Origin of the sequence: Extensimonas perlucida (assembly GCF_007655255.1) — a bacterium.
Classification (GTDB): Bacteria; Pseudomonadota; Gammaproteobacteria; order Burkholderiales; family Burkholderiaceae_C; genus Extensimonas; species Extensimonas perlucida.
Window position 1 is genome coordinate 274,857 of sequence record NZ_VMYE01000002.1, and the last position, 21,037, is coordinate 295,893.

Here is a 21,037-nt window from a genome sequence, read left to right on the forward strand (position 1 = left end):
CAGTTGCGCGGCGCTGGGCATGGGCGGCCTGCGCGCAGCTTGCGGCCGCAGTCTTGGCTTGCCCGTAGAATTGTCTGCATGCCTGCCGATACTGCGCCCATGAACCTGACGCACCATTTTTTGATCGCCATGCCCGGCGTGCGCGACGCCCTGTTCGCGCGCAGCGTGGTGTATGTGTGCGAGCACAACGAGCGCGGCACGCTGGGGCTCATCATCAACAAGCCGAGCGACATCACGCTGAGCCAGCTGTTCGACAAGCTCGACATGCCGTTGCAGCGCGCCGACCTGGCCACCCAGCCCGTGTTGCAGGGCGGGCCGGTGCAGACGGACCGCGGCTTCGTATTGCATGAAGTGGTACACGCGTCTGCAGTCGAGGGAACGCAGCAAGCACAGGAGCAGGACGAAACCCTCTACGCCTCGACCCTTCGCATCCCCGGAGGCCTGGAGATGACCACGTCGAAGGACGTGCTCGAGGCACTTGCGACCGGCGGCGGCCCGCAGCGCCTGCTCATCACGCTCGGTTATTCCGCCTGGGGTGAGGGCCAGCTCGAATCCGAGCTGCGCGAAAACGCCTGGCTCACCGTAGGGGCCGACCTCGCGGTGCTGTTCGATACGCCCGTGTCCGAGCGTTACGACCGCGCCCTGGCGCTGCTCGGGCTGCAGTCCTGGATGCTCACCGCCGAGGCGGGGCATGCCTGATGAAGATGGACGAGACGGCTGGCCTGCCTGCGCCAGTGCCCGCGCAGTTGCAGACCTTTCTGGCTTTCGACTATGGCCTGCGGCGCACCGGTGTGGCCGTGGGTACGCGGCTCTTGCGCAGCGCGAGCCCGCAAGCCAGCATCCACGCCGCGGGTGATGCGCGCTTTGCCGAGGTGGCGCGGCGCATTCGTGAGTGGCAGCCCGACGCTCTTGTGGTGGGCGTGCCCTTTCATCCCGATGGCGCGAGCCACGAAAACACCGTGCGTGCGCGCAAGTTCGCGCGCCAGCTGCACGGGCGCTTCGGCCTGCCGGTGTACGAGGTCGACGAGCGCTACAGCACCACCGCGGCGCTGGCCGAGGCGCGCACGCCGGATGCCGATGCCGGCGCGGCCTGCATCATCCTGGAGCAGTTTTTGAGGAGCCTGCCATGAGTTTCCCCCCGCCTGCCGCCGCAGGCCACCTCGTGCTCGACGCCGAGGCCCTCTACCGCGAACTGCTGCAAGGGGTGCGCGCGCTCATGGCGCCCGCGACGCGGCTCGCGGGCATCGCCTCGGGTGGTGCCTGGCTGGCCGAGCGCCTGCAAAAAGACCTGGGTCTGCCCGGCGCGCCCGGCGTACTGTCTTCGGCGCTGCACCGCGACGATTTCGCCCAGCGCGGCCTGAGCGCGAGCGCGCAGACCACGCTGCCGTTCGACGTGGAAGGCGCCGACATTCTGCTGCTCGACGATGTGCTCTACACCGGACGCACCTTGCGCGCCGTGCTCAATGAGTTGTTCGACTACGGTCGCCCTGCGCGCGTGCGCTTGGCGGTGCTCGTCGATCGCGGCGGGCGCGAGCTGCCCGTGCAGGCCGACTTCGCTGCCGCGCGCGTGGCGCTGCCGCCCACGCAGTCGCTCGCCCTTGCGCGCGACGCGCAGGGCCAATTCCACTTTCAGATCGAGGAGGCCTGAGCGTGCTGCACCGGCGCAATCCCCAGCTCAACGCGCACGGCGAGCTGATCCACCTGCTGTCCACCGAGGGCCTGCCGCGCGACATCCTGCTGCAGATACTCGACACGGCCGACAACTTCGTCAGCATGAACGACCGCGAGGTCAAAAAAGTGCCGCTGCTGCGCGGCAAGAGCATATTCAACCTGTTTTTCGAAAACAGCACGCGCACGCGCACCACGTTCGAGATTGCGGCCAAGCGGCTGTCGGCGGACGTGATCAACCTCGACATCGCGCGCAGCTCGGCGAGCAAGGGCGAGTCGCTGCTCGACACTATCGCCAACCTGAGCGCCATGGCGGCCGATGTGTTCGTGGTGCGCCACGGCGAGTCGGGCGCGCCCTACCTGATCGCGCAGCACGTGGCGCCGCATGTGCACGTGATCAACGCGGGCGACGGGCGGCATGCGCACCCCACGCAGGGGCTGCTCGACATGTACACCATACGCCACTACAAAAAAGACTTCAGCAATCTCACGGTGGCTATCGTCGGCGACGTGCTGCACTCGCGCGTGGCGCGCTCGGACATCCACGCGCTGACCACGCTGGGCGCGGCCGAGGTGCGCGTGGTCGGCCCGCGCACGCTGGTGCCCGCCGACATGGCGCCCATGGGCGTGCGCGTGTGCCACACGCTGCAAGAGGGCATCAGGGACGCCGACGTGGTCATCATGCTGCGCCTGCAAAACGAGCGCATGAGCGGCGCGCTGCTGCCTTCGCGCCAGGAATACTTCAAGCACTTCGGCCTCAGCCCCGAAAAGCTGCGCTGGGCCAAGCCCGACGCGATCGTCATGCACCCCGGGCCGATCAACCGCGGCGTGGAGATCGACTCCGCCGTCGTCGATGGCCGCCAGAGCGTGATCCTGCCGCAGGTCACCTTCGGCATCGCGGTGCGCATGGCGGTGATGTCCATCGTCGCCGGGAACGAAGCCTGAGCCATGCGACAAAGTTCTTTATTGATAGCTGCTAGTGCTTGCTACATAAGCACTAGAGGCCAATTTCATATAAAACCATGAACTTACTCATCCAGCACGGCCGCGTGATCGATCCGGCCAGCGGCCTCGACCAGCACTGCGACGTCGCGCTGGCCGCCGGGCGCATCGTCGCGCTCGGCCAGGCGCCGGCCGACTTCGTGCCGCGGCGCGTGCTCGATGCGCGCGGCTGCATCGTGCTGCCCGGACTGGTCGATCTGGCGGTGCGCTTGCGCGAGCCCGGACACGAGCACGAGGGCATGCTCGAATCCGAACTGGCCGCCGCGGTGGCCGGTGGCGTGACCAGCCTGGTGTGCCTGCCCGACACCGAGCCCGTGCTCGACGAGCCCGGCCTGGTCGAAATGCTCAAGTCGCGCGCCGAAAGGCTGCATCTCGCGCGCGTGTTCCCGCTCGGCGCACTGACGCGCGGCCTGGGGGGTGAAGTGCTCACCGAAATGGCCCAACTCACCGAGGCCGGCTGCGTCGGCTTCGCGCAGGCCGAGGTGGCGTTGCCCAATACGCAGGTGCTGCAGCGCGCGCTGCAGTACGCGGCTACCTTCGGCTACACCGTCTGGCTGCGTCCGCAGGACGCGCACCTGGGGCGCGGCGTGGCCGCCAGCGGCCCGCTGGCCACGCGCCTGGGGCTGGCGGGGGTGCCCGTGGCGGCCGAAACCATCGCCCTGCACACCATCTTTGAGCTGCAGCGCAGCACGGGCGCGCGCGTGCACCTGTGCCGGCTTTCGAGCGCCGCGGGCGTCGAGCTGGTGCGCCGCGCCAAGGCTGAGGGCCTGCCGGTGAGCTGCGACGTGAGCATCCACTCGCTGCACCTCACCGACACCGACATAGGCTACTTTGACAGCCGCGCGCGCCTCGCGCCGCCGCTGCGCCAGGCGCGCGACCGCGACGCGCTCCGTGCGGGCCTGGCCGACGGCACCATAGACGCGCTCGTGTCCGATCACACCCCGGTCGATGAGGACGCCAAGGCCTTGCCTTTCGCCGAGGCCGAGCCCGGCGCCACGGGGCTCGAATTGCTCCTGAGCCTCGCGCTCAAGTGGTCGCAGGAGCAGGGCGTGCCGCTGGTACGTGCGCTCGCCGTGGTCAGCAGCGCGCCGGCGGGTGTGCTCGGCAATGCGCTGGGCTTGCCGGATGCGCCGCACGCGGGGCTGGGGCGGATCGTCGAAGGTGGCGTGGCCGACCTGTGCATCTTGGAGCCGCAGGCCCGCTGGAGCGTGCGCGCCGACACGCTGCGCAGCCAGGGCAAGCACACGCCGTTTCTGGGCTACGAACTGCCGGGCCGGGTGCGCTGGACCCTGGTGGGCGGCGCAGTGGCGTTCGAGCGCGCCTGAGAGGCTGAGTGGCGGTTGGGTGCTGCACGGATGTTCCGTTTCATGAAGCAAGTCATCGCCTGCGGGCGGATGTTGTGGCTGCTTTGGCATCTGGTCGTGGGCGTGACGATCGTGCTGCTGCGCTTTTCACGCTTTTCGCCCGAGCAGCAGCAAATGCGCGTGCAGGTCTGGGCGCAGGCCTTGCTGCGCATTCTTGGCGTGTCCTTGCGCATCGTGGGCAGCCCTCCAGCGCAAGGGCCCGTGCTGCTCGTGGCCAACCACATTTCGTGGCTCGACATTCCGGTGCTGCACGCCACGCGTTACTGCCGTTTCGTCTCCAAGTCCGACGTGCAGTCCTGGCCCCTGCTCGGCACCCTGGCCTCGGCTGCGGGCACGCTGTATCTCGAGCGCAGCTCGCGCCGCGAGGCTCAGCGCATGGTGCATCAGCTACAGCAGGCGCTGCAGCGCAACGAGGTGCTGGCCTTGTTTCCCGAGGGCACCACGGGCGACGGGCGCACGCTGCGGCCCTTTTATCCCAACCTTTTGCAGGCCGCCATCGCCTGCGACGCTCCCGTGCAGCCCCTGGGCTTGCGCTTTGTCGACAAGGCCAGCGGCCGCATCAGCTTTGCCCCCAGTTACACGGACGACGAAATCCTGCTGGTTTCGCTCTGGCGCACGCTGTGTGCGCCGCCCATCGAAGCCGTGGTGCACTTCGGCCCTCCAGAGCACGCGCAAGGCCGCGACCGGCGCGCCTGGAGCCGCGACTTGCAGCAGGCCGTGGACCGCCTGCGCCAAGGTTGAGCTTGCACTTTGGTTCCCCACCGGCTGCGATGGCTGCGATTGCAGGCGCGCGAATCTGGCTATAATTGCTGGCTCAGGCGCTTTAGCTCAGTCGGTTAGAGCGATGGAATCATAATCCACAGGTCCGCGGTTCGAATCCGTGAAGCGCCACCAGATTTTTCGGCATTTTGTGCCCTTGAGGCCCGCAGCAACGCTTCGTTCTGCGGGCTTTTTCGTTGGTGCCGGTGCAGGCGTGGCTGCAAAGAAAAAGGCGCCGGAGCGCCCGCTTATCGGGCTTTAGATTTTCGGGGGGCCCAGGACAATGACCGACGTCACGCAATCGAAGTCGTTCCTGCTCTCGCCACCATGGAATCCAGCCAAGAAAGAAACCTGCCGGCCTCCGAGCGCAAGCTGCAAAAGGCGCGCGAGGATGGCCAGGCGGCGCGCTCGCGCGATCTGGCGCATCTGGCCATTTTGGGCACTGGCGCAGTGGTGTTGCTCGTCGGCGCGCCCGCGCTGATAGATCATTTGCAGCGCGCCATCGAGCGCCAGTTTGCGTTCGATGCGGCCACGGTGCTGGCGCCCGCAAGCATGTTCGTGCGGCTGCAGGACATGGCCTGGATCGGGCTGCTCGCGAGCGCCCTGTTTGCCGCGCTTACCGGTGGCGCGGCGGTGCTCAGCGCGATCGGCGCGGGCGGCTGGGTGTTCAGCTTCAAGCCGATCACGCCGCAGTTCAATCGCCTCAACCCCTTGACGGGCGTGGGCAACCTGTTCACCAAGCAGCAGCTCGCGCAGGTCGCGAAGATGCTGCTGCTGAGCGCGATCTTGACCTTCGTCGCCTGGAAGCACCTCGCGGGCAGTCTGGGCCGTGTGGCGCAGCTCGTGCTGCTGCCCGCGCCGGCGGCGCTGGGGCAGGTGGGGCAGTGGCTCACCGAAGGCATGGGGCTGCTCTTGCTTGTGGTGTTTCTGGCCGCGGCCATAGACGTGCCGCTGCAGGCGTACTTCTTCAAGGCGCAGCGCCGCATGTCGCACGAGGAAGTCAAGCAGGAGCACAAGGAATCCGACGGCAACCCGCAGATCAAGGGCCGTATCCGCCAACGCCAGCGCGAAATGGCCGACCGCGCCAGCGTGGCCGCCGTGCCCAAGGCCGACTTCGTGCTCATGAACCCTACGCACTACGCCGTGGCGCTGCGCTACGACGAGGCCACCATGGCCGCGCCGCAGGTGGTTGCGCGCGGCACCGACCTGATCGCGATGCGCATCCGCGACCTTGCCACGAGCCACGGCATCCCCGTGCTGCAGGCGCCCATGCTGGCGCGCGCGCTGTACGCGCATGCCGAGCTCGAGCAGGGCATTCCGCCCGTGCTCTACACCGCCGTGGCGCAGGTGCTGGCTTATGTCTATCGCCTCAAGGCGGCGCTGCGTGGCGAAGGCAGGATGCCTGAGGCGCTCGTGCCGCCCGAGGTGCCGCCTGAACTCGATCCGCTGCAGCGTACGCAAACCGTGGGAGGCAGCGCATGAACGCCGCAGTGAAGTCCTGGCAGCAATCGTTGCAGCAGTGGCTGGGCGGCAATGCCGCGATGCTGCAGGGCCTGATGGCGCCACTGCTTGTGGTGGCGATCCTGGGCCTGATGGTGCTGCCCATCCCGGCGTGGCTGCTCGACACCTTCTTCACGTTCAACATCGCCGTCGCCCTGATGGTGATGATGGCCGCGGCCTACATGGTGCGGCCGCTGGACTTCGCGTCTTTTCCGTCGGTGCTGCTGCTGACCACGTTGATGCGTCTGTCGCTCAACGTGGCCTCGACGCGCGTGGTGCTGCTGCAGGGGCATACCGGCCCCGGCGCGGCGGGCGCGGTGATCGAGGCCTTTGGGCACTTTCTGATCGGCGGCAATTTCGCCGTCGGCCTGATCGTGTTTGCGATTCTGGTGGTGATCAACTTCATCGTCGTGACCAAGGGCGCCGAGCGCATCGCCGAAGTGTCGGCGCGCTTCACGCTCGACGCCATGCCGGGCAAGCAGATGGCCGTGGATGCCGACCTCAACGCCGGCCTGATCGACGAAAAGGAGGCCAAGCGCCGCCGCGCCGAGGTGACCGAGGAGGCCAACTTCTTCGGCGCCATGGACGGCGCCTCGAAGTTCGTGCGCGGCGACGCGGTGGCGGGCATTTTGATTTTGCTCATCAACATCGTCGGCGGCTTTGCGATCGGCGTGCTGCAGCACGGCCTTTCGGCTGCCGAGGCGGCCAACAGCTACATCCTGCTGGCGATTGGCGACGCGCTGGTGGCGCAGATTCCCGGCCTGCTGATCTCCGTGGCCGCGGCCATGGTGATCTCGCGCGTGGGCAAGGAGGATGAAATGGGGCAGCAGATCGTGCAGCAGCTCTTTGCCTCGCCGCGCGTGTTTGCCGTGGCGGCTGCGATCTTGCTGCTGCTGGGCTTGATCCCGGGCATGCCGAACCTGGTGTTCCTGGGCATGGGCAGCGCGCTGGGCTACGCCGCCTGGGCCATGCACCGCAAGCAGCAGGAGCCGCCGCCGGCCGAACCCGCACCGCCGCCGCCCGTGAGCGATGGCGAGGCCACCTGGGACGACCTGCAGCCCATCGATCTGCTGGGCCTGGAGCTGGGCTACCGATTGATCACGCTCGTGGACAAAACCCGCCAGGGCGACCTGCTCACGCGCATCAAGGGCGTGCGACGCAAGTTTGCGCAGGAGGTGGGCTTTTTGCCGCCCGCGGTGCATGTGCGCGACAACCTCGAGCTCAAGCCCAACGGCTACCGCGTCACGCTGCGCGGCGTGGTGGTGGGCGAGGGCGAGGCCTTTCCCGGCATGTACCTGGCGATCAACCCGGGCGGCATCAGCACGCCGCTGATCGGCACGCCCACCACCGACCCGGCCTTCGGCCTGCCAGCGCACTGGATCGACGAGCGCCAGAAAGAAGCGGCGCAAATGGCCGGTTTTACCGTCGTTGATTCGGAAACCGTGCTCGCGACGCATTTGTCACACTTGATGCAAGTGCACGCCGCCAAGCTCCTGAGCCGCACCGAGACGCAGCAGCTCGTGGAGCACGTGGCCAAGCTGGCGCCCAAGCTCATCGAGGAAGTGGTCCCGAAAATGGTTTCCATCACGACGTTCCAAAAGGTCCTGCAGCTGCTGCTGGAGGAGTCGGTGCACATCCGCGATATTCGCACCATCATCGAAACGCTGGCTGAATACGCGGGCAGCATCAGCGACCCCGTGGAGCTTGCGCGGCGCGTGCGCGTGGCCCTGGCGCCCGCGATCGTGCAGCAAATCTACGGCCCCACGCGCGAGCTGCCCGTGATCGCGATCGAGCCCGGCCTGGAGCGTCTGCTCGTGCAGGCGCTGGGCAATGCGTCCGGCCCCGCGCTCGACCCCGGCGTGGCCGACCTGCTCATGCACAAGTCGGCCGAGGCCGCGCAAAAGCAGGAGGACATGGGGCTGCCCGCCTGTCTGCTCGTGCCCGACCAAATCCGCATGGCCGTGGCGCGCCTCGTGCGCCGCGCTGCGCCGCGCCTGCAAGTGCTGGCGCACAGCGAAATCCCTGAAACCCACACCATCCGCATCGGGCCCATTTTGCAAGGAGCCGCCGCATGAACATCCAACGCTTTCTGGCCCCCACGGCACGCGAAGCCCTGGCCAAGGCCCGCATGGCCTTCGGCGAAGGCACCATCATCCTCTCGAACCGCGCCACCGAGCAGGGCGTCGAAGTCGTCGCCACGGGCGAAGAAGCCCTGGCGGCGCTCGACGGCGCGGCCACTGCGCCGCGCCGGGACGTGGGCACGGCTGCGGTGGCCGGCGGCCAGGCTTCGCAGCGCGCGGGCGGCAAGGCCGTGGCGGCCCAGCCCAAGCCGGCGCGCAATCCGGTCGAGGAAGATACCGAGCAGCTGGCCATGAGCACGCTCTCGTTCCAGGACTACGTGCGCGAGCGCATGCTGCGCCGGCGCCATGAGGCCTTGCAGGGCGGCGCAGCGGCCGCGCCGCAGTCGGCCCGTGGTCGCGCTGAACCCACGCTGGCGACACCTGCCGCGCAGCCTGCGCCTGCCGTGGCGCGGCACAACCCGCTGCGCAGCATCCCCATGGACCTGCCGCCCGAGCCCGCACCGCGCCGGCGCGCCGAGCCTTCTGTGGCGCCGGCGCCGGCCGAAACCGGGCAGCGCCAATTGCTGGGCGAGCTGCAGGCCATGAAGGCGCTGATCGAGGACCGCTTCAACACGCTGGCCTGGCTGGGGCAGGCGCGGCAGAACCCTATCCAGTCCAACCTCATGCTCAAGCTCATCCGCGCCGGCTACTCGCCCACGCTGGCGCGCGCCGTGCTCGAGCGCCTGCCCGAAGAATTCTCTGCGGGCGAGGCCTTGCGCTGGCTCATGGAGGTGCTGGAGCGCAACCTCAAGACCGACGCGCAAGCGCCCGCCTTGTACGAAGAAGGCGGCGTCTATGCCCTCGTGGGTGCGACGGGCGTGGGCAAGACCACCACCACGGCCAAGCTCGCGGCCTTGTGCGCGCGCCTGTACGGCCCCGCGAGTGTGGGCCTGATCACGCTCGACACCTACCGCGTCGGCGCACACGAGCAGCTGCGCACCTACGGCCGCATGCTGGGCATCGTCGCCCACCTCGCGCACGACCGCGCGGCGCTGCAGGACTTGCTCGGCCTCCTGGGTGGCAAGAAGATGGTGCTGATCGACACCACCGGCATCGCCCCGCGCGATCCGCGCAAGCGCGACATGCTCGACGTGCTCGACCTGCCCAACGTGCAAAGGCTGCTGGTGCTCAACGCCGGCTGCCACGGCGACACGCTAGACGACGTGCTCACGGGCTTCAAGACCACGGGCGCGCAGCAGGCCATCCTTTCCAAGGTCGATGAGGCCGTGAAGCTCGGGCCTGCGCTTGATGCGCTGATTCGCCACCAGATGGTGCTGCGCGGCGTGACGAACGGCCAGCGCGTGCCCGAAGACTGGGAAAACGCCGACGCGCACAAGCTCATCAACCTGTCCATGCGCGCGCCTGTGAAGTCGGCCTTCGATCCGCGCGAGTCGGAGCTGAACTTCTTCTTCACTCCGTCCGGCGACGGCATGGCCTTGCAGGGAGCGCTCGCCGATGCTTGAGGCCTGTTTCCACCAAGGCGCGGGGCTGCACCGCTTCATGCCGCAGGCGCGGCTGCGCGTGCTCGGCGTGACGGCCCCCGAGCATGCCGCGCCCCAAGCGCTCGAAGCGCTGTGGCAGGTCTGCGCCGCCTTGCAAAAGCTGGCCGGCCCGGTGCTGGTGCTCGATGGCACGGCGGGCGAGTCGCAAGAGGCCCCGGGTTTGCTGCACCTGCTGCAGCAGGCGCCCTGGCACGAGCGCGAGGGCGCCATCGCAGGTGGCGCGGCACATGCCAGCGCCTCGCTGGCCGTGCTGCCGGCGGCGCGTGGTCTGCCGCGCCTGCTGCACCTGGCCAAAGATGCGCAGGCGCCGGCTTTGCAGGGCTTGCTGCCGTATTTCAGGGCCTATGGCATGCTGGTGCTGTATGCGCCGGCGGACTTGCTCGGGGTTTTGCTGGCGCAGACGGCGGGCATGCCGCTGGTGCTCATGTCTGGCGACGCCGAGGCGGTGCTGGCCGGCTACCACGGCGCCAAACAGCTGGCCCTGCATGCGGGCTTGACCAGCCGGGTGGTCGCGCTGCTCGAGCGCGGCGATGCCGCAGAGCGGGCGCAGGCGCAGGCAGTCTTGGACAATCTGCGCCGCTGCGCCCAGCAGTATCTGGGCGGCCTGGTGCACACTGCCGCCATCCACAGGCAAAATCCCCAGGACATTCAGCGCCTGGCCTTGCAGCTGCTGGAGAACGCGGGCAGCATTGAGGCGCAGACGGCCAGTTTCGCGCCGCTTCCCGCGGCAGCAGATGCAGCTGCGCACTTCGTTCGGAGGCATTGACTTGATGTACACCGCCAAAGGGCAGTTCGACCGCGATGCCATGCTGCACCAGCACGTGCCCCTGGTGCGGCGCATCGCCCACCACATGATCGCCAAACTGCCCCCGAATGTGGAGCTCGACGACCTGATCCAGGTGGGCATGATCGGGCTCGCGGACGCCCTTTCACGCTTCGAGGCCGGGCAGGGGGTGCAGTTCGAGACTTTTGCCACCCAGCGCATCCGCGGCGCGATGCTCGACGAGCTGCGCGAGTCCGACTGGATGTCGCGCAGCGCACGCAAGAGCCAAAAGGACATAGAAAACGCCGTGCGCCGCCTGGAGCAAAAATTGGGGCGCAGCCCCAAGGAGTCGGAGATCGCCGCCGAAATGGGCATGCCACTGCCCGAATACCAAAGCCTGCTCGGCAAGGTGCGCGGCACCCAGCTCGTCTATCTCGAGGACATGGGCCACGGCAGCGAGGAAGAGGACGCCTTTCTCGACCGCCATGTGGCCGATGGCGGCGCCGATCCGCTGCACATCCTGCGCGACCAGCGCCTGCGCAAAGCGCTGGTGCAGGCCATCGAAAGCCTGCCCGAGCGCGAGCAGTACGTGATGGGCATGTATTACGAGCACGACATGAACCTCAAGGAAATCGCCGCCGTGCTCGGCGTGACCGAATCGCGCGTGTGCCAATTGCACAGCCAGGCCATCGCGCGCCTGCGCTCCAAGATGCGCCAGCATTAGCCTTGATTCGACCGTCGCGGCTTCCAGCTGTCTAAGCGGACGGAATGCCCGCCGAACCAAGACTGGGGGCTGCGCGCCGGATCAGGCAAGTCAACCCGCAGAGCGGTACATGCGCGCGGCGCTGTCGGCGGGGCGGCCGCTTACCGCGGATTCGTAGGTGGCTTCTGCGGCGCTGGCCAGGGGCAGCAGGGCGGCAAGCTGGCGGCCGTGGGCAGCCGACAAACGCGCCAGATTCTCACGCTGCATGGCCAGCAGTGCGCTGGCGGCGCGGATGCGTTGCTGCAACTGTGCGGGCAGCGCCCCCGGCTGTGCGCGCCCGAGCGCGTCGTGCACAGGCCCTTGCGCATGAACGCCCTCCTGCGTGCGCCAGACTTCGAGCGCCTGCGCAAACGCCACGACCGCGGCGCGCAGGCTCAGTGTGCTTTTTTCCAGCTGCGGCGCGTCGGCAGCGAGCAAAGCGGCAGAAACCTCTTGCAAGTCTTGCTCAACCCGACCGAGAAGGGTTTCGAGGGTCATGTGCGCCGGTGCAAGCCTTGTGTGCCCGCTGTTTTAGCCACCGCGGCTGCTGTGGCTGAGAATTTCTGCGGCGTTGGCCAGCATTTTGTCGGCGACGGCCTCGGCATCGACCTTGAACGTGCCTTTTTCGATCGCACTGCGCACGGCCTTGACTTTGTTGGTGTCGAAGTCCGCCGGGCTGCGCATGCCGGCCCCGAGCGCCTGCGCCGCCAGCGACGACACGGTGACGCTGCTCGCCGTCGCGGCAGGCGCACTGGTGGCTTGGGTGCTGGCGCGCTGGGCTTCTTCAGCGGCGGCGGCAGGGCTCCTGGCCTGCTTTACAGCAGGGCTAGTCTGCGTTGAAACGCTTGGGAGTTCGGGGGGGGTGCCAATTTTCATCGTCTTCTCCGCCGCCTGTCGTGTCCCGCTTGGAAACGAGGTGAAGGCATGTTGCCCGCTTTTTCGACCGTTTGGGGTAAGACTTTAGCGTTTTTCGCATGCAGGGCTATAAGGCCAGCTCCACCGCGCCTGCGCCGTTGACCACGCCAGAGACGATGCGCCCATTGGCCATGCGCACGCGCACCGTCTGGCCGGCGCCACCCGCGCTCAAGGCCTGCCCGTCGGCCGTCACGGCGTAGCCCGGCCCCTGCGCCAGCACCTTGACCTGCGCGCCGGCGCCGAACAGCTCGGGCGGGCGCACCATCGCCTGGCGCAGCGCCTGCCCGGCCATGAGCGTGCGCGCTGCCGTCTGGCCCACCCACAAATCGGGGTTGGCAAGCACGGCGGCCGGCTCCGCGGCCCAATCGACCTCAGCCTCGACCGCATCTTCGGCCCTGAGCACCGCGCCGTTCGGGATGTTGCTGCGCAGCACCCAGGCCGGACCGAAGGCCCTCACGGTGACGGGCAAAAACACATTCCATGCGACGCGCCCCTGCACGCAGCGCAGCCCCAGGCGCGTGCGCCCCCACAGGCGGCTGCCCGGCGGCAGGTAGGGCTCGACGCGCGCACAGGGCGCGAGCTGCAGGCGCGGGTCGAGCGCGCCCACTTCGATCTGCATGCGCAGCGGCAGCGCGCCCGCGGGCTCGCTGGCGAGCGCCTCTTGCAAAAAGCGCTGGCCGAGCGTGCCCAGGCGCGCGCCATCGTCGGCGCCCGCGCCGCTGGTTTGCGCGAGCGCCGCCGCGCAGCCCAGGCCCAGGACGAGCAGGCCGCGAAAAATATGCATCAAAACGGCATCTAAGACAGATAGAGACTGCATGGGCAACTCCTGAATGGTGAGCAATGTGCGCGGCACTCGCCTGCTTCTGCAAGGCGGACACCAAGCCCATTTCACGCGCCCACTGTAAGCGCCGCGCGCACCGCCCATGCGCGAAATTGCGCGCCGATTCGGCCGGTTTTCGGGCTTTAGGAAAAAACCGCGCTTCCCATAATCGATGCCACGCCGTAGCCCCGTCTGCCGCGTACTTCCACCCCAAGCAAAAACGCGAGGCCCAGATGCTCAACAAGATGACCCAGTCGCTGGACTTCCAAGGCCAGGCGCTCTTGTTGCGTGCCGAGCGCCAGCGCGTCCTGGCCAGCAACATTGCCAACGCCGACACGCCCGGCTACACGGCGCGCGATTTTCCTTTTGCCGACGCGCTGCGTGCGGCCAGCGGCAATGGCGGTGCAGGCGCCGCCGTTCGCTTGGCAACGGCAAATTCCGGCAGCACTGCCGATGCAGGCACCAGCGACCCGCGCCATATTTCGCTGCCTACGGTGCAGGTCGGCGGCATGGGCTCCGGCGTGGTGGGTGAAAAGCTCGGCTACACCGTGCAGACCGAGCCCAGCCTGGACAACAACAGCGTCGATCTGGACCGAGAGCGCGCGAACTTCGTGGACAACGCGGTGCGCTACGAGGCCACGTTGCGCTTCATCAACGGCCAGGCCAAGACCATGCTCAGCGCCATCCAGGGGCAGTGACGCCAGAAAAACGCGCCGCCGCAGCAAAGGAGCAAAACCATGTCCATGTTTTCGATCTTCAACATCTCTGGCAGCGCGGTGAGCGCGCAGGCCCAGCGCCTGAACGTGGTGGCAAGCAACCTGGCCAACGTCGATGCCGTCGCAGGCCCCGACGGCCAGCCGTACAAGGCGCGCCAGGTGGTGTTCCAGACCACGCCCATGGGGTCCGATGGCGCCGCCGGCGTGCGCGTGAGCGCCGTCAACGAAGACAACACCCCGGGCCGGCGCGTGCACGAGCCGAACAACCCCATGGCCGACGCGCAGGGCTACGTGACCTACGCCAACGTGAACGCGGTGGAGGAGATGGTGAACATGATCTCGGCCTCGCGCTCGTACCAGAACAACGTCGAAGTCATGAACACGGCCAAGTCGCTGCTGCTCAAGACCCTGCAAATGGGGCAGTAAACCCATCCCACCGCTACAGGAAGCATCGCCATGAGCACCATCAGTCCCGTCGGGCAGACGACTTCATCGAGCAGCGCCTCCGCAGCCAGCGCTGCCGCCAATGCGGCCGCCGACCCGGCTGCGGCGCAGGATCGCTTCCTCAAACTGCTCGTCGCCCAGCTCAACAACCAGGACCCGATGAACCCGCTGGACAACGCGCAGATGACCTCGCAGATCGCGCAGATCAACACCGTCACCGGCATCCAGCAGCTCAACGACACGGTCAACAAATTCGCGAGCCAGCTCGCGGTGCAGCAGCTCGTGCAGGGCAGCAGCCTGGTCGGGCACCAGGTGCTGGTCGAGGGCGACACGCTGGCCGTCGATGCGCAAAGCGGCCAGGCCAGCGGGGGCTTCGACCTCTCCGCCGCGGCGGCGAGCGTCACGGTGCAGGTGCTGGACGCGAGCGGCAAGCAGATCGGCACGGTGGATATGGGCGCGCTGCCCGCCGGACGCCACGGCTTCGCCTGGGACGCCTCGGGCTACCAGGGCAGCAGCGCACCGCGTTTCCAGGTGGTGGCGAGCAACGGCGCCACGGCAGTGAGCGCCACGGCCCTCACCGCGCAGCAGGTCAGCGCCGTGAGCCTCTCGAACGGCGCGCTGCAGTTGCAGCTGAGCGACGGCAGCAGCGTTGCGCAAAGCGCCGTCAAAGCGGTTCAATGATTTTCAAAGATATTTTTTCAGGAGCACACCATGGCTTTCCAACAAGGGCTTTCAGGCTTGAACGCTGCCAGTAAAAGTCTGGACGTGATCGGCAACAACATCGCGAACGCAAACACCACGGGTTTCAAGTCCTCACGCGCCGAATTCGCCGACATGGTGGCCTCGGCGATGGGCGTGGCGGGCGGCTCTGATGCTGGCATCGGGGTGCAGGTGGCGGACATTGCCCAGCAATTCACGCGCGGCAACATCAGCACCACGGGAAACAACCTCGATGTGGCCATAGACGGCGGCGGTTTTTTCAAATTACAGCAAGCCGACGGTAGCATGGCGTACACGCGTGCGGGCAATTTTCAGTTGGACAAGGCGGGCAATCTGGTGACGAACAACAACGCCAAGGTGCTCGGCTACACCGTCGATCCGACCACGGGCAAGCCTATCAGTGGCGCGGACCCGGTGCCTTTGGTGTTTCCGACAGCAGCCCCTATCGCCGCCAAGCAAACCGGCAAGATCACGCTGGGGCTCAACCTCGATGCGCGGGCACCAGATGCCGCCGGAGACCCGGCAGCCACACCACCCATACCAGCGACCCCGCGCGCTACCTATGGCACCTCTATCAATGTGTACGACAGCCAAGGCGTCGCGAAGCCGGTGAACTTGTATTTTCAGAAAAACGGTGCCAACACTTGGGATGTCTATGACCAGCTCGACGATGCCACGGCAACGCCCCCTGTGGTTGCGAGCCCCATCGGTCAGGTTACTTTTGACAACAACGGTGCCATCCTGACGCCAGCGCCGGTCGCCCCGAGTACCGAGCACCTTTTGCCCCTGACCGTGAATCCCAGTCCGCCCAATCCCAATGGTTTGCCTGCGTTCCCAGTCAGCATCAATCTGGACAAGGTGACCCAATACGGCAGCAAATTTGCCGTCTCCACGCAAAGCCAGGACGGCTATGCCGCGGGCGAGTTGACCAGCGTGAACATCGAAGACAGCGGCATGGTCATGGCCACCTATTCGAACGGCGTGACGCGGGCCGAGGCGCAGCTCGCCCTGGCCAACTTCCGCAATCCGCAGGGGCTGCGCCCGATCGGCGGCAACAACTGGGTGGAGACGTTCGAATCCGGTGCCCCGGTCGTGGGCACGCCTGGCACGGGCAGTTTGGGGGCATTGCGCTCCGGCGCACTCGAGGATTCCAACGTCGATCTCACCGCCGAGCTCGTCAACCTGATGACCGCGCAGCGCTACTACCAGGCGAACGCGCAGACCATCAAGACGCAGGATCAGGTGATGTCCACGCTGGTCAACCTGCGTTGATGGGTTGGACTTTTTTTGATTTCAGGGGATTGCCATGGATCGCATCATCTACACCGCGATGACGGGCGCGAGCGCCGCGTCGCAGCGCCAGGCGGTGCTCTCAAACAACCTGGCCAACGCCTCGACCAACGGTTTTCGTGCCGAGATGTCGGCGTTTCGCGCGGTGCCACTGCGCGGCGACGGCGCGACTACGCGTGTGTTTACGCTGGAGACCACTGCGGGTTATGTGGATACCCCCGGCCAGGCGCAGCAGACCGGGCGCAACCTCGACGCGATGGCCGTGGGGCAGGCCTGGTTTGCCGTGCAGGGGCTCGACGGCACCGAGGCCTACACGCGCGCAGGCCGCCTCGAAGTTTCCGCCGATGGCCAGCTCGTCAACAGCATGGGGCAGCCGATGTTGTCCGATCAGGGCACGCCCATCGACGTGCCGCAGGGCGCAGAGGTCACGCTGGGTGACGACGGCACCGTCACGGCGCGCATCCCTGGGCAGCAACCCACCACGGTGGGGCGCCTGAAGCTCGCCACACCCACGCCGGACGATCCGCTCAAGCGCAGCGATGACGGGCTTTTTCGTACCGCTTCGGGCGACCCGTTGCCTGCCGACCCGACGGCCAAGCTGCAAAGCGGCGCGCTCGAGGGCTCGAACGTGAATTCGGTGCAGGCCATGGTGGACATGATCACCGCGGCGCGCCAGTTCGAACAACAAATGCAATTGCTGCAGACGGCGCAGTCCGACGACAAGGCCGCGAGCCAGTTGCTCAACATCAACGCCTGAACCATCACATAAAACGCAGCCGCTGAGCCGCACCGACCGAGGAAATCGCCATGATGAATTCGCTGTGGATCGCCAAGACCGGCATGTCCGCCCAGCAGACCGAGCTGGACGTGATCTCGCACAACCTGGCCAACGTCTCGACCACGGGCTTCAAGCGCAACAGCGCCCAGTTCTCCGACCTGATTTACCAAAACCTGCGCCAGGTCGGCGCCAACGCGGACGAGCAAAACCAGCTGCCCACGGGCCTGCATCTGGGCCTGGGCGTGCGCACCGTGGCCACGAGCCGCAACTTCACGCAAGGCACCTTGCAGCAGACGCAGAACAGCCTGGACGTGGCCATCAATGGCAATGGGTTCTTTCAAGTGACCATGCCCGACGGCACGCAGGCGTACACGCGCGCGGGCTCGTTCCAGCTCGACGGCGCGGGCCGCCTCGTGACGCCCAGCGGTCTGCCCGTGGCCAACGGCATCACCGTCCCGCCCGGCGCCACGAACATCAGCATCGCCACCGACGGTACGGTCTCGGCGGTGCTCGCGGGTGCGACTGCGCCCTCCACCATAGGCACCCTGGCGATGGTCAACTTCGTCAACCCCGCGGGGCTCGAGCCGGTGGGCGACAACCTCTACAAAGAGTCGGTCGCCTCGGGCACGCCGCAAGGGGGCACGCCCGGCACGAACGGCCTGGGCACGATCAAGCAGGGTTTTCTCGAGAACTCCAACGTCAACGTGGTGGAGGAGCTCGTGAACATGATCCAGACGCAGCGCGCCTACGAGATGAACTCCAAGGCGATCCAGACGGCAGACCAGATGCTCGCCAAGCTGGGGCAGCTCTGAGGCTGCGCCGTTCGACATTCGCGCCACGAGGAAGCTCCGCCATGGCCCACCTTTGTGTTTCTGTTTCTGCGCCGCTGCGCCTGCTGGCGTGCGCCGGCGCGGCCGCGCTCGTGGGCTGCACCAGCCTGATGGAGTCGCCGCCCGTCGACGTGCTGCCGACCAAGCCGCCGCAGCTGCCACCCGCCGCGGCGGCGCGGCCGGTGAACGGCAGCCTGTTCAGCGCCGCGACCTATCGCCCCGCGTTCGAAGACCGGCGCGCGCGCTTCGTGGGCGATACGGTGACCATCATGATCGTGGAAAACGTCACGGCCAAGCAGCAGTCTTCCTCCGGCATAGACCGCACCGGCTCGCTCGCGGGCGGCATCAAGACCTTTCCGTTCGTGAACAGCACGCTGGCGGACAAGTCCACCATGGACGTGGGCTCGGAAAACAAGTTCAGCGGCCAGGGCAACACGCAGAGCACCAACACTTTCACGGGCTCCATCACCGCAACGGTGCTCGAGGTGCTGCCCAACGGGCACCTCGTGGTCGCGGGCGAAAAGCAGATCGGCGTGAACCACAACGTCGATGTGCTGCGCTTTTCGGGCACGGTGGACCCGCGCAATCTGCTCGCGGGCAGCGTCGTCAACTCGACCCAGGTGGCGAACGTGCGCATCGAGTCGCGCGGGCGCGGCGCCCAGGCCGAGGCCCAGGCCATGGGTTGGCTGGGGCGGTTTTTCAACATGGTGACGCCGTTTTGAACGGCGGAAATTGGAATCTGACCCCAATTAATCTTCTGCTTGCTCGGCGGCGCGCAGCACCTTGTGCGCGATTTCGGTGCTGAAGCCGCGCGCGGCGAGAAAGCGCATTTGCCGTGCGCGCTCCTGTGCATCGGCAGGCAACGTGCCAAAGCGCCGCTGCCACACCGCTTGGGCACGCGCGAACTCGGTGGTGCGCAGGCTGTCGGCGGCGGTGCGCACCAGTTCGGCGTCCAGCCCTTTGTGGCGCAGCTCCTGCAGCACGCGCTGCGTGCCCAGGCGCGGCGCGCGGCGGCGCAGCAGGGATTCGGCGGCGCGCGCGTCGCTCAGAAAGCCCTGCGCTTCGAGCTCGTGCAGCAGCGCTTCGAGGTCGTCGTTTGCCTGCACATGCGGCGCGAGCTTGGCGGCGAGCTCGGCGCGCGCGTATTCGCGCCGCGCCAGCAGGCGCAGCGCGCGGCCTTTGAGTGACGGCGTGGCAAAGCCCATGGAAATACTATGTTAACGATAGCTACTAGCGCTTGCTGCATAAGCGCTAGAGCCACTTTTTATGCTTATTTCTGAGGCGGCTCAAGCCGACTCGCTGCCCGCGGGCAGCGCCACGGCGGGCGGCAGCTGCGCGATGCCGAGCTGGGCGCGCACCAGGTTTTCGATCTCGCGCGCAAGCTCGGGGTTTTCACGCAGGAACTCGCGGGCGTTGTCGCGGCCCTGGCCGATTTTTTCGCCCTTGTAGGCGTACCAGGCGCCGGATTTTTCGATGATCTTGGCGTTCACGCCCATGTCGATGATTTCGCCCTCGCGGCTGATGCCTTCGCCGAACAGAATGTCGAACTCGGCCGTCTTGAACGGCGGGCTGACCTTGTTCTTGACCACCTTGACCTTGGTTTCGTTGCCTATCGCTTCATCGCCCTTCTTGATCGTGCCGGTGCGGCGGATGTCCAGGCGCACCGAGGCGTAGAACTTGAGCGCGTTGCCGCCCGTGGTGGTTTCGGGGCTGCCGAACATCACGCCGATCTTCATGCGGATCTGGTTGATGAAGATGACCATGCAGTTGGTCTTTTTGATCGTGGCGGTGAGCTTGCGCAGCGCCTGGCTCATGAGGCGCGCCTGCAGGCCGGGCAGGGCGTCGCCCATTTCGCCCTCGATTTCGGCCTTGGGCGTGAGGGCTGCGACCGAATCGATCACGATCAGATCGACCGCGCCCGAGCGCACCAGGCTGTCGACGATCTCGAGCGCCTGCTCGCCGGTGTCGGGCTGGCTGATGAGCAGATCGGGCAGGTTGACGCCGAGCTTTTGCGCGTACTGCACGTCGAGCGCGTGCTCGGCATCGACGAAGGCGCAGGTGCCGCCCTGCTTTTGCATCTCGGCAATGACCTGCAGCGTGAGCGTGGTCTTGCCCGAGCTCTCGGGGCCGTAGATTTCGATCACGCGCCCGCGTGGCAGGCCGCCCACGCCGAGCGCGATGTCCAGCCCGAGCGAGCCGGTGGAGACGACCTGAATGTCCTCGATCGCCTCGCCTTCGCCCAGGCGCATGATGGTGCCCTTGCCGAACTGCTTTTCGATCTGCGCGAGCGCCGCTTGCAGGGCTTTGGCTTTTTCGCTGTTGGCGGCAGATGCGGGGGGGCTGCCCTTGGTGGCCATGTCCATGAAAAACTCCTTGAAAAAAGCGGGTGGTGGGGCGGGTGGGGCGCGGAACTCCTGTGCTGCCCGCGGCGGAAACTGGATACTTGCACAGTAGTTTATGCGCGCATTGCGTGAATTTCGCAGATAATTTGGTCAGTTTGATTGACGAACTGCCGTGCACGAAATTTCTCCTTCGACCACTGCCGACGATGCTTGGCGCCAGACGCACCTGGGCCGCTTGCTCGGTCATGCGCTGCGCCGCTTCGACGCGCGCGTGCTGCAGCTGATGGCGCGCAACGTGGAGGTGCCGCTGGCGCTGTCCAACCTCGCGGCGCGCAACCAGGTGTCGGCCGCGCACATCCACATCACGCGCCATTTGCGCTTGCAGGGCGACCGCCTGAGCGACCTGGCCGCGCGCGCGGGCATGAGCAAGCAGGCCATGGCGACGCTGGTCGATCAATGCGAAGCCTGGGGCCTGGTCACGCGCAGCGCCGACGCGCACGACGCGCGCGCGCGCCGCGTGCACTTCACGCCCACGGGGCTCGCCTGGCTGCAGGCCTTCCGCGACGCCGTGGCGCAGGCCGAGGCCGAATTTCGCGCCGAAGTCGGCCCCGAAGTGGCGACCGTGGTGGCCCTGGGGCTGGAGGCCTACGCGCAGGGGCTGGAAACGCCCTGAGAACCTGTTCACGATCTTTTCATGGGGTGCGCAGCGCCGTACCGTCATTCAGTGCTCCTGCGGGCCTTGCCGATCTTTCTGCCTTTTCC

Annotated in this window: 24 protein-coding genes and 1 tRNA gene; 20 read left to right on the forward strand and 5 right to left on the reverse strand. The window is 67.0% G+C overall.

What is annotated here, in order from left to right:
- Positions 1-78 precede the first annotated feature (78 nt).
- The 12 genes from FK527_RS03790 (at position 79) to FK527_RS03845 (ending at position 11,402) form a co-directional block, all read left to right on the forward strand.
- The gene (locus FK527_RS03790; RefSeq protein ID WP_144729881.1) at positions 79-699 is read left to right on the forward strand and encodes a YqgE/AlgH family protein; all 621 of its coding nucleotides are present in this window, start codon (positions 79-81) and stop codon (positions 697-699) included.
- A complete protein-coding gene (gene ruvX / locus FK527_RS03795; protein WP_144729883.1) occupies positions 699-1,130 on the forward strand; it encodes a Holliday junction resolvase RuvX in 432 nt (143 codons plus the stop codon). The genes FK527_RS03790 and ruvX overlap by 1 nt, the downstream gene beginning before the upstream one ends.
- Complete coding sequence (gene pyrR, locus FK527_RS03800) at positions 1,127-1,648, forward strand: bifunctional pyr operon transcriptional regulator/uracil phosphoribosyltransferase PyrR (protein WP_144729886.1); 522 nt, start codon at positions 1,127-1,129, stop codon at positions 1,646-1,648. Before ruvX ends, pyrR begins: the two co-directional genes overlap by 4 nt.
- A gap of 2 nt (positions 1,649-1,650) precedes the next feature.
- Entirely contained in the window at positions 1,651-2,613 is a 963-nt protein-coding gene (locus tag FK527_RS03805; protein ID WP_144729889.1) for an aspartate carbamoyltransferase catalytic subunit, read from the forward strand.
- Positions 2,614-2,690: 77 nt separating this feature from the next.
- Positions 2,691-3,995: a dihydroorotase gene (locus tag FK527_RS03810; RefSeq protein WP_144729892.1), complete on the forward strand. Its 1,305-nt coding sequence runs from the start codon at positions 2,691-2,693 to the stop codon at positions 3,993-3,995.
- 42 nt (positions 3,996-4,037) lie between these two features.
- Positions 4,038-4,775 (forward strand): lysophospholipid acyltransferase family protein, encoded by a 738-nt coding sequence (locus FK527_RS03815; RefSeq protein WP_144729895.1) that lies wholly within the window; start codon positions 4,038-4,040, stop codon positions 4,773-4,775.
- 76 nt (positions 4,776-4,851) lie between these two features.
- Positions 4,852-4,928, forward strand: a tRNA-Met gene (locus tag FK527_RS03820).
- Between the two features lie 192 nt (positions 4,929-5,120).
- Complete coding sequence (locus FK527_RS03825) at positions 5,121-6,275, forward strand: EscU/YscU/HrcU family type III secretion system export apparatus switch protein (protein ID WP_144729898.1); 1,155 nt, start codon at positions 5,121-5,123, stop codon at positions 6,273-6,275.
- Positions 6,272-8,368 carry a flagellar biosynthesis protein FlhA gene (gene flhA, locus FK527_RS03830; protein WP_144729901.1) on the forward strand — a complete coding sequence of 699 codons (2,097 nt, stop codon included), beginning with the start codon at positions 6,272-6,274 and terminating at the stop codon, positions 8,366-8,368. The genes FK527_RS03825 and flhA overlap by 4 nt, the downstream gene beginning before the upstream one ends.
- Complete coding sequence (gene flhF / locus FK527_RS03835; RefSeq protein WP_144729904.1) at positions 8,365-9,876, forward strand: flagellar biosynthesis GTPase FlhF; 1,512 nt, start codon at positions 8,365-8,367, stop codon at positions 9,874-9,876. Before flhA ends, flhF begins: the two co-directional genes overlap by 4 nt.
- Positions 9,869-10,681, forward strand: a complete 813-nt coding sequence (locus FK527_RS03840; RefSeq protein ID WP_144729906.1) for a hypothetical protein — start codon at positions 9,869-9,871, stop codon at positions 10,679-10,681. Before flhF ends, FK527_RS03840 begins: the two co-directional genes overlap by 8 nt.
- 4 nt (positions 10,682-10,685) lie before the next feature.
- Positions 10,686-11,402 (forward strand): RNA polymerase sigma factor FliA, encoded by a 717-nt coding sequence (locus FK527_RS03845; RefSeq protein ID WP_144729909.1) that lies wholly within the window; start codon positions 10,686-10,688, stop codon positions 11,400-11,402.
- A 90-nt stretch (positions 11,403-11,492) separates the two neighbouring features.
- Here the strand turns inward: FK527_RS03845 and FK527_RS03850 are convergent, their stop codons facing one another.
- From FK527_RS03850 to flgA, 3 genes are all read right to left on the reverse strand, one after another.
- The gene (locus tag FK527_RS03850) at positions 11,493-11,918 is read right to left on the reverse strand and encodes a hypothetical protein (protein WP_144729912.1); all 426 of its coding nucleotides are present in this window, start codon (positions 11,916-11,918) and stop codon (positions 11,493-11,495) included.
- A 33-nt stretch (positions 11,919-11,951) separates the two neighbouring features.
- Positions 11,952-12,296, reverse strand: a complete 345-nt coding sequence (flgM, locus tag FK527_RS03855; protein ID WP_144729915.1) for a flagellar biosynthesis anti-sigma factor FlgM — start codon at positions 12,294-12,296, stop codon at positions 11,952-11,954.
- Positions 12,297-12,402: 106 nt separating this feature from the next.
- Complete coding sequence (flgA, locus tag FK527_RS03860; RefSeq protein WP_144729918.1) at positions 12,403-13,152, reverse strand: flagellar basal body P-ring formation chaperone FlgA; 750 nt, start codon at positions 13,150-13,152, stop codon at positions 12,403-12,405.
- 236 nt (positions 13,153-13,388) lie between these two features.
- On the opposite strand from flgA, the gene flgB reads away from it, so the two are divergent.
- Genes flgB through FK527_RS03895 form a run of 7 tightly spaced genes read left to right on the forward strand, consistent with a single transcriptional unit; the run spans position 13,389 to position 18,655 of the window.
- Positions 13,389-13,853, forward strand: a complete 465-nt coding sequence (gene flgB / locus FK527_RS03865; protein ID WP_144729921.1) for a flagellar basal body rod protein FlgB — start codon at positions 13,389-13,391, stop codon at positions 13,851-13,853.
- A 39-nt stretch (positions 13,854-13,892) separates the two neighbouring features.
- Positions 13,893-14,297 (forward strand): flagellar basal body rod protein FlgC, encoded by a 405-nt coding sequence (gene flgC / locus FK527_RS03870; RefSeq protein ID WP_144729924.1) that lies wholly within the window; start codon positions 13,893-13,895, stop codon positions 14,295-14,297.
- 30 nt (positions 14,298-14,327) lie between these two features.
- Positions 14,328-14,996: a flagellar hook assembly protein FlgD gene (locus FK527_RS03875; RefSeq protein WP_144729927.1), complete on the forward strand. Its 669-nt coding sequence runs from the start codon at positions 14,328-14,330 to the stop codon at positions 14,994-14,996.
- A gap of 30 nt (positions 14,997-15,026) precedes the next feature.
- The gene (gene flgE, locus FK527_RS03880) at positions 15,027-16,307 is read left to right on the forward strand and encodes a flagellar hook protein FlgE (protein WP_144729931.1); all 1,281 of its coding nucleotides are present in this window, start codon (positions 15,027-15,029) and stop codon (positions 16,305-16,307) included.
- Positions 16,308-16,341: 34 nt separating this feature from the next.
- Positions 16,342-17,082 (forward strand): flagellar basal-body rod protein FlgF, encoded by a 741-nt coding sequence (gene flgF, locus FK527_RS03885; protein ID WP_144729934.1) that lies wholly within the window; start codon positions 16,342-16,344, stop codon positions 17,080-17,082.
- Between the two features lie 50 nt (positions 17,083-17,132).
- Positions 17,133-17,915 (forward strand): flagellar basal-body rod protein FlgG, encoded by a 783-nt coding sequence (gene flgG / locus FK527_RS03890; RefSeq protein WP_144729937.1) that lies wholly within the window; start codon positions 17,133-17,135, stop codon positions 17,913-17,915.
- A 41-nt stretch (positions 17,916-17,956) separates the two neighbouring features.
- The gene (locus FK527_RS03895; protein ID WP_144729940.1) at positions 17,957-18,655 is read left to right on the forward strand and encodes a flagellar basal body L-ring protein FlgH; all 699 of its coding nucleotides are present in this window, start codon (positions 17,957-17,959) and stop codon (positions 18,653-18,655) included.
- A gap of 27 nt (positions 18,656-18,682) precedes the next feature.
- Here the strand turns inward: FK527_RS03895 and recX are convergent, their stop codons facing one another.
- Both recX and recA read right to left on the reverse strand, forming a co-directional pair.
- Positions 18,683-19,138: a recombination regulator RecX gene (gene recX / locus FK527_RS03900; protein ID WP_144729943.1), complete on the reverse strand. Its 456-nt coding sequence runs from the start codon at positions 19,136-19,138 to the stop codon at positions 18,683-18,685.
- 81 nt (positions 19,139-19,219) lie between these two features.
- Complete coding sequence (recA, locus tag FK527_RS03905; protein ID WP_144729946.1) at positions 19,220-20,296, reverse strand: recombinase RecA; 1,077 nt, start codon at positions 20,294-20,296, stop codon at positions 19,220-19,222.
- A gap of 151 nt (positions 20,297-20,447) precedes the next feature.
- On the opposite strand from recA, the gene FK527_RS03910 reads away from it, so the two are divergent.
- Entirely contained in the window at positions 20,448-20,948 is a 501-nt protein-coding gene (locus tag FK527_RS03910) for a MarR family winged helix-turn-helix transcriptional regulator (RefSeq protein WP_186298374.1), read from the forward strand.
- Positions 20,949-21,037 lie beyond the last annotated feature (89 nt).

Coding starts and splice junctions, on each gene's coding strand:
- FK527_RS03790 (WP_144729881.1), top strand. CDS start 79: ATGCCTGCCGATACTGCGCCCATGAACCTGACGCACCATTTTTTGATC.
- ruvX (WP_144729883.1), top strand. CDS start 699: ATGAAGATGGACGAGACGGCTGGCCTGCCTGCGCCAGTGCCCGCGCAG.
- pyrR (WP_144729886.1), top strand. CDS start 1,127: ATGAGTTTCCCCCCGCCTGCCGCCGCAGGCCACCTCGTGCTCGACGCC.
- FK527_RS03810 (WP_144729892.1), top strand. CDS start 2,691: ATGAACTTACTCATCCAGCACGGCCGCGTGATCGATCCGGCCAGCGGC.
- FK527_RS03815 (WP_144729895.1), top strand. CDS start 4,038: ATGAAGCAAGTCATCGCCTGCGGGCGGATGTTGTGGCTGCTTTGGCAT.
- FK527_RS03825 (WP_144729898.1), top strand. CDS start 5,121: ATGGAATCCAGCCAAGAAAGAAACCTGCCGGCCTCCGAGCGCAAGCTG.
- flhA (WP_144729901.1), top strand. CDS start 6,272: ATGAACGCCGCAGTGAAGTCCTGGCAGCAATCGTTGCAGCAGTGGCTG.
- flhF (WP_144729904.1), top strand. CDS start 8,365: ATGAACATCCAACGCTTTCTGGCCCCCACGGCACGCGAAGCCCTGGCC.
- FK527_RS03840 (WP_144729906.1), top strand. CDS start 9,869: ATGCTTGAGGCCTGTTTCCACCAAGGCGCGGGGCTGCACCGCTTCATG.
- FK527_RS03845 (WP_144729909.1), top strand. CDS start 10,686: ATGTACACCGCCAAAGGGCAGTTCGACCGCGATGCCATGCTGCACCAG.
- FK527_RS03850 (WP_144729912.1), bottom strand. CDS start 11,918: ATGACCCTCGAAACCCTTCTCGGTCGGGTTGAGCAAGACTTGCAAGAG.
- flgM (WP_144729915.1), bottom strand. CDS start 12,296: ATGAAAATTGGCACCCCCCCCGAACTCCCAAGCGTTTCAACGCAGACT.
- flgA (WP_144729918.1), bottom strand. CDS start 13,152: ATGCAGTCTCTATCTGTCTTAGATGCCGTTTTGATGCATATTTTTCGC.
- flgB (WP_144729921.1), top strand. CDS start 13,389: ATGCTCAACAAGATGACCCAGTCGCTGGACTTCCAAGGCCAGGCGCTC.
- flgC (WP_144729924.1), top strand. CDS start 13,893: ATGTCCATGTTTTCGATCTTCAACATCTCTGGCAGCGCGGTGAGCGCG.
- FK527_RS03875 (WP_144729927.1), top strand. CDS start 14,328: ATGAGCACCATCAGTCCCGTCGGGCAGACGACTTCATCGAGCAGCGCC.
- flgE (WP_144729931.1), top strand. CDS start 15,027: ATGGCTTTCCAACAAGGGCTTTCAGGCTTGAACGCTGCCAGTAAAAGT.
- flgF (WP_144729934.1), top strand. CDS start 16,342: ATGGATCGCATCATCTACACCGCGATGACGGGCGCGAGCGCCGCGTCG.
- flgG (WP_144729937.1), top strand. CDS start 17,133: ATGATGAATTCGCTGTGGATCGCCAAGACCGGCATGTCCGCCCAGCAG.
- FK527_RS03895 (WP_144729940.1), top strand. CDS start 17,957: ATGGCCCACCTTTGTGTTTCTGTTTCTGCGCCGCTGCGCCTGCTGGCG.
- recX (WP_144729943.1), bottom strand. CDS start 19,138: ATGGGCTTTGCCACGCCGTCACTCAAAGGCCGCGCGCTGCGCCTGCTG.
- recA (WP_144729946.1), bottom strand. CDS start 20,296: ATGGACATGGCCACCAAGGGCAGCCCCCCCGCATCTGCCGCCAACAGC.